Origin of the sequence: Staphylococcus sp. HMSC068C09 (genome assembly GCF_001813735.1) — a bacterium.
GTDB lineage: Bacteria > Bacillota > Bacilli > Staphylococcales > Staphylococcaceae > Staphylococcus > Staphylococcus hominis.
This window is the reverse complement of the sequence record NZ_KV813748.1, coordinates 1-894: the sequence shown is the minus strand read 5'-3', so window position 1 is coordinate 894 and position 894 is coordinate 1. Positions and strand designations below refer to the sequence as shown.

The following is an 894-nucleotide window of genomic DNA, read 5'->3' as shown; positions in this document are numbered from 1 at the left end:
GCAATTTTACTTAGGATTGCTTTTAACTTACCCCTTATCAGCAATTTTACTGAGAACTGCTTTTAACGCACCTCTTATCTGCAATTTTGCCTAGAACTGCTTTTAACGTACCTCTTATCTGCAATTTTACTTAGAACTGCTTTTAACGTACCTCTTATCTGTAATTTTACTGAGAACTGCTTTTAACAAACCTCTTATCTGCAATTTTACTTAGAATTGCTTTTACTATTCCTCTTATTAGTATAATCTCAGTAAGAATGCGTATAAAAATGAAAATTACAACCGATTTTGTAAGTGCTGACGCCTGAGGGAATAGTATGTGCGAGAGACTAATGGCTCGAGCCATACCCTAGGCAAGCATGCACGTACAAAATCGTAAGATAAAAAAATAAGCATATCACTGTAAACTTTAAAAAATCAGTTTAGTGATATGCTTATTTATTTCGAGTTAGGATTTATGTCCCAAGCTCATCAAGCACAATCGGCCACTAGTTTATTTCTCTATCTTATATGTTCTGATATGGTCTTCTATACTGTATAAGTATACTTTTGAATATGGATCTTGTGTCAATTCACGTTCGAAATCAAATTCTTGATTATCAAATCTGTTAAAGAATGTTTCGTATTCTTCGACTGATAATTGCTCTCTAGATTCTAGCATATTTAAGTGTTTCTCTTTATCTAATGCTTTGTCATATCCTTTAACGATTGAACCACTAAAGATTTCTCCTACTGCTCCTGAACCATAACTAAATAGACATACTTTCTCTTCTGGTTGGAATGTGTGGTTCTGTAATAACGAAATTAAACTTAAGTATAATGATCCTGTATAAATGTTACCAACATCTCTATTCCATAATACGGTTCTGTTGCAAAGTTGAATTTATAGTATAA

Annotated in this window: 1 protein-coding gene; it reads right to left on the bottom strand. The window is 32.7% G+C overall.

The features are described from left to right. Positions 1 to 493: 493 nt before the first annotated feature. Positions 494 to 883, bottom strand: a complete 390-nt coding sequence (locus HMPREF2930_RS11180) for a hydroxymethylglutaryl-CoA synthase (RefSeq protein ID WP_020444595.1) — start codon at positions 881 to 883, stop codon at positions 494 to 496. Positions 884 to 894 lie beyond the last annotated feature (11 nt).